This is a genomic window from Actinoplanes sp. NPDC026623, assembly GCF_040638275.1.
Classification (GTDB): domain Bacteria; phylum Actinomycetota; class Actinomycetes; order Mycobacteriales; family Micromonosporaceae; genus Actinoplanes.
Genome location: NZ_JBEZXZ010000345.1, coordinates 1 through 5,019, shown reverse-complemented (window position 1 = coordinate 5,019; position 5,019 = coordinate 1). Strand labels below are relative to the sequence as shown.

The window sequence follows — 5,019 nt, the reverse complement described above, 5'->3', positions numbered from 1 at the left end:
CTGCTGGCCGTTGCCGGTGCCCCAGACGTCGAGGCAGCGGCCGGACTGGACACCGGTGATGGTGCCGTTGGAGTTGAGGTTCCACTGCTGGTTGGCCTGGCCGTTGCAGTCGTAGAGCTGCACCTGCTGGCCGTTGCCGGTGCCCCAGACGTCGAGGCAGCGGCCGGACTGGACACCGGTGATGGTGCCGTTGGAGTTGAGGTTCCACTGCTGGTTGGTCTGCCCGTTGCAGCTGTAGATCTGCACGGCCGAGCCGTTTCCGGAACCGGCGGCGTCCAGGCACCGGTTGCCGTAGACGGTCAGTTGCTTGCCCGAGGTGAGGGTCCACGTCTGGTTGCTCTGACCGTTGCAGTCGTAGAGCTGCACCCTCGTGCCGTTGCTGGTCGACGCGTTCGGCACGTCGACGCACCGGCCGGACTGGGCGCCGAGGATCCGGTTCCCGGTGCCCTGCGTGGGCGGCGTGCTGGGGTCGGTCGGGGGCGGTGACGACGGGTTCGGGTCGGCGGAGTTGAGGACGTTGAGCACCGAGGTGTACGCGGCCTTCTTGTTGCCGTTGCCGTCGAACAGCAACGGGTTCTCACTGGATCGCCAGGAGTCGCTGTCCCGCACGCCCCAGACGGTGATGCCGATGCAGCGGGACACGTTCATGCAGGCCTGGGTCAGCCCGGCGTACTGGCTGGTCGAGGCGTTGGTGACGTCCACCTCGGTCAGCGCCACGTCGACACCGAGGGCGGCGAAGCTCGACAGCGTGGTCTGGAAGTTGCCCGGCAGCGAACTGCCCCCGGTGAAGTGGGTCTGCAGGCCCACGCAGTCGATCGGCACGCCGCGCGACTTGAAGTCGCGGATCATGTTGTAGACGCCCTGCGTCTTGGCGTACGACCAGTTCTCGATGTTGTAGTCGTTGTAGCAGAGCCTGACCGACGGGTCGGCGTTGCGGGCGGTCCGGAACGCGACCTCGATCCAGTCGTTGCCGGTGGACTGCAGGTTGGAGTTCCGGCGGCTGCCGTCCTCGTTGAAGGCCTCGTTGACGACGTCCCAGGCGGCGAGCTTGCCCTTGTAGTGGGCCATGACGCCGTTGATGTGGTCGATCATCGCCTGGCGCAGGCTGCTGCCGCTGAGGCTCTGCATCCAGCCCGGCTGCTGGGCGTGCCAGGCCAGGGTGTGGCCGCGGACCTTGATGCCGCGCTGGATGGCCCAGTTGTAGATCTGGTCGGCGGAGCCGAAATTGAACTGGCCCCGCTGCGGCTCGGTCGCGTCGGGCTTCATCTCGTTCTCGGCCGTCACCATGTTGAATTCGCGGCCGGCGATGGTGGAGTAGGTCGCGTTGCTGAGCCGGCTCGCGGCGATCGCCGTGCCGAAGTACCGGCCCGACTGCTGGGCGGCCGCGCCGAGGGTGCCGGCCGCGGCGTTCGCATCCGGCATCACCATCACCGCGCCGAGCCCCGCGAGGGCGGCCACGGCGCTGACCGTCAGCAGCCGGAACCGCCGCCGGGGGGAGTCCGGGGAATGGGCGGGGGGATTGATTGCCACGGGGGCCTTCCTTTCTGTATTCCGCGTTCCGGCCGCGGCGCGATGAACGCGCGGTGGTGAGGAGTCGCCGCACAGGAGGGCATCTGTGATCGCGCAATTCGTGCCGGAGAGCGATGTGCCTCAATATCTGGCAATGCTGGCACGGTAATACCCGCGAAACAATAGTTCCCGGTAAACTTCCGGAAGTTTAGGAGGCTTCACAGGAGTTGACGCAGCACTGCCGTGCCTCTCACCAGCAGGTTTGAAGATCCACGCAGCTTCGCATCTGGCAGGTGATCATTACTTTCAGGATCGAGCGCACGATCATTCCGAAACTTACGAAGCGCTGCGCGACGTGGCGGCACAATATGAACACTTCTGAAAAGTGTTATGCGCAATCACGAACGAAAGTCAGGAAGGGTGCCACCGGCGCCCTCCGGCGGCACCCTTCTCCTCCTGCTTGCATCCGCCTGTATCAGGACATGCGGCGGTTCAGGACGCCGCGCAGGTGGCCGCCGACGGCACGCTGTTGGTGCCGGTCCAGCTCCCGAGGAAGCCGAACGTGGTGGACGCCCCGGCGCCGAGGCTGCCGTTGTAGGTCTCGTTCAGGATGCTGGGCGCGCTCGCGCTGCCGGTGTTGCGACCACCCCAGATCTGGGTGATGGCCTGGCCGTTGGGGAACGTCCAGCCGACCCGCCACCCGGTCAGCGCGGCGGCGCCGGCCGACACCGTGACCTCGCCCTGGAAGCCGCCCTGCCACTGCCCGGTGATCCGGTAGGAGGCGGTGCACGCACCCGGCTCTGTGGTGGGCCACGAACTCGACGGGACGGTCGGCAACGAGGTGGGTGACGTCGGCGTGGTACTCGGCAACTGCGAGAAGAACTTCCAGATCTCGCCGCCCACCCACGTCCGGGCGCCGCTTGTCGACGTGGATCCGTCCACCGGCTCCGGGGTGTGGTCACCGTCGAACGCCGCCCACTCCACCGGGTAGCCGGCCCGGCAGCCCGAATAGGTGGTCACGATGTGGGTGAGGCTGCCCTGGGCGGGCTCGCGCGGGCTCTGCGCCGTACATCCGTTGTTGCGGACGAAGGTGTCCCGGATCGACCGGCCCTGCGAGATGTTGAGCACGCTGTCGTGGATGCCGTGGATGCCCAGGTAGGCGACCGGCTGCGTGCCCGGGCTGCAGCCGCTGAGGTTGGCACCGGAGAGCACCGCGACCGCGCGGAAGACCTCCGGGCGGGCGCACGCGACGGCGTAGCTCATCGAGCCGCCGTAGCTCCAGCCGAGCGCGAACAGCTGGGAGGTGTCGACGCACAGGTCACCCTCGATCAGGGCGGTCAGGTTGTCGACGAGCGTCAGGTCCCGGTTGCCGGTGTTGGCCCAGCCGTTGTCGATGCCCTGCGGCGCGACCAGGATCGCCGAGTTGTTCGACAGCCCCTGCAGGCCGTAGTAGCCGCCGCTCGCCACGTTGGCGGCGGTCCCGTTCAGCCAGTGAAAGCCGAAGATCAACTTGTACGGCTTGTTGCGGTCGTAGTTGTCCGGGACGCGGAGGATGTAGGTACGGTTCTGGCCGCCGCTGGAGATGGTGCGGGTGCCGCTGGTCAGCGTGGGCGCCTTGCCGCAGCCGGCGGTTCCGGCCAAGGCGGAGGGGATCACCACCAGCATTCCCAGGACGGTGACACCCGCGGCCGCCGCGACGGCGAGTTTTCGGATGGACATCACGATTCCTCGATTCATGAGACGGCGAACTGATTGACGGTCACTCGGCGCGCGTCAGCCCTTCCCGAGGCCGCTGGTCAGACCGCCGATGAGCTGACGCTCGGCCAGGGCGTAACAGACCAGCGAGGGCAGCATGGCCAGCGTGACGTAGGCGAGGATGCGGGCGGTGTCGGCCGAGTACTGCGACTGGAACTGCTGCACGCCCAGCGGCAGGGTCCACCACCGCGAGTCGTTGAAGACGATCAGCGGCAGCAGATAGTTGTTCCAGCTGCCGACGACGGCCAGCACCGCGACCGTGCCGATGGCGGGCCGGGCCATCGGCAGCAGGATCCGCCAGAAGAACCGGAACGGCCCGCACCCGTCGAGCACGGCCGACTCCTCGACCTCGGCCGGGATCGTACGGAAGAAGCTGCGCAGGATGACGATCGTGATCGGCAGGCCGAACGCGACCTGCGGGAGGATCACGCCGAGCGGGTTGCCGAGCAGGCCCATCCCCCGCAACAGGACGAACAGCGGCAGGATCGCGACGGCGAACGGGAACATCAGCCCGATCGCGAACAGGGTGAAGAGGAACTCCCGGCCGGGAAAGGCGAACCGCGCGAAGACGAACGCGGCCATCGCGCCGACGCCCACCACCAGCGCCGTGCTGGCCACCGCGATGACGACGCTGTTGAGCGCCTGCTGCCAGAACGCCGCGGAGAACAGCGCGTCGAGGTAGTTGTTCGGCAGCCACGGGTCCGGCAGCCCGAACGGGTTGGTGAACAGCTGGCCGTTGTCCTTGAACCCGCCGAGGATCCCGAAGACGATCGGCGCGACGACGGCGGCACCGACCACGAGGCTGGTCCCGTGCAGGGCGGCGGAGCGCGTCTTGGTGATCATCGCTGGTCCCCCATGGTGGTGATCGCGCCCTCGAGGTCACGGCGCAGTACGAACCGCTGGTACAGCAGGCCGAACGTGACGCTGATCAGGAAGATGACCATGCTGATCGCGCTCGCGTAGCCCACGTGGTAACGCTTGAAGCCCTCCTGGAACATCGTCACGGCCAGGGTCTCCGACGAGCGGATCGGGCCGCCGCCGGTTAGCACCCACACCATGTCGAACAGCTGGATCGTGCCGAGGACGGACAGGAACACGCTGATCCGGATGGTCGGGCCGAGCAGTGGCAGGGTGATGTGCCGGAACGCCTGCCACGGCCCGGCACCGTCCATGGCCGCCGCGTCGTGCAGCTCGGGCGGGATGCTCTGCCGGCCCGCCAGGAAGAGGATCGTGTGGAAGCCGAAGTACTTCCACGAGATCACGAAGAACAGCGAGTACATCACCGTGGAGGTGTCGGCCAGCCAGGTCGCGCCGAGGTCGCCGAGCCCGATCAGCCGGGTGAGATGGTTGGCCAGGCCCTGGTTGGGCGAGAAGATCATGGTGAACAGCACCGCGGTGACCACTTCGGACAGCACGTACGGCGTGAAGAACAGCATCCGGTAGACCCGCCGGCCCCGCAGCGGCTGGTTGAGCAGCATCGCCAGGGCCAGCGAGATCGGGATCTGGATGCACAGGGAGAGCACGATCAGCAGCAGCGTGCGGCGCAGGTCACCGATGAAGATCTGGTCGGCGAGCAGGCGCCGGAAGTTCTCCAGGCCGACGAACGCGGTCGGGGAGCCGAAGCCGTTCCAATTGAAGAAGCTGGCGTAGGCGGCCACCACGATCGGGGTGAGCACCAGCAGGGCGAACAGGAACAGTGCCGGGCTCAGGAAGAGCGCGACGGTCCCCCAGGGGCGGCGCCGGCGCCTCGCCCTC

The 5,019-nt window shown here is 67.4% G+C and carries 4 protein-coding genes; all 4 read right to left on the bottom strand.

Annotated elements, in window-relative coordinates; translation table 11 throughout:
* The coding region (locus AB0F10_RS44115; protein ID WP_360640274.1) for an endo-1,4-beta-xylanase at positions 1-1,530 on the bottom strand (1,530 nt) is incomplete at its 3' end.
* Positions 1,531-2,001: 471 nt separating this feature from the next.
* Entirely contained in the window at positions 2,002-3,228 is a 1,227-nt protein-coding gene (locus tag AB0F10_RS44110) for a cellulose binding domain-containing protein (RefSeq protein WP_360640271.1), read from the bottom strand.
* Positions 3,229-3,282: 54 nt separating this feature from the next.
* The gene (locus tag AB0F10_RS44105) at positions 3,283-4,107 is read right to left on the bottom strand and encodes a carbohydrate ABC transporter permease (protein ID WP_360640268.1); all 825 of its coding nucleotides are present in this window, start codon (positions 4,105-4,107) and stop codon (positions 3,283-3,285) included.
* A partial coding sequence (locus AB0F10_RS44100; protein ID WP_360640265.1) for a sugar ABC transporter permease occupies positions 4,104-5,019 on the bottom strand: 916 nt, incomplete at its 5' end. The genes AB0F10_RS44100 and AB0F10_RS44105, both read right to left, overlap by 4 nt.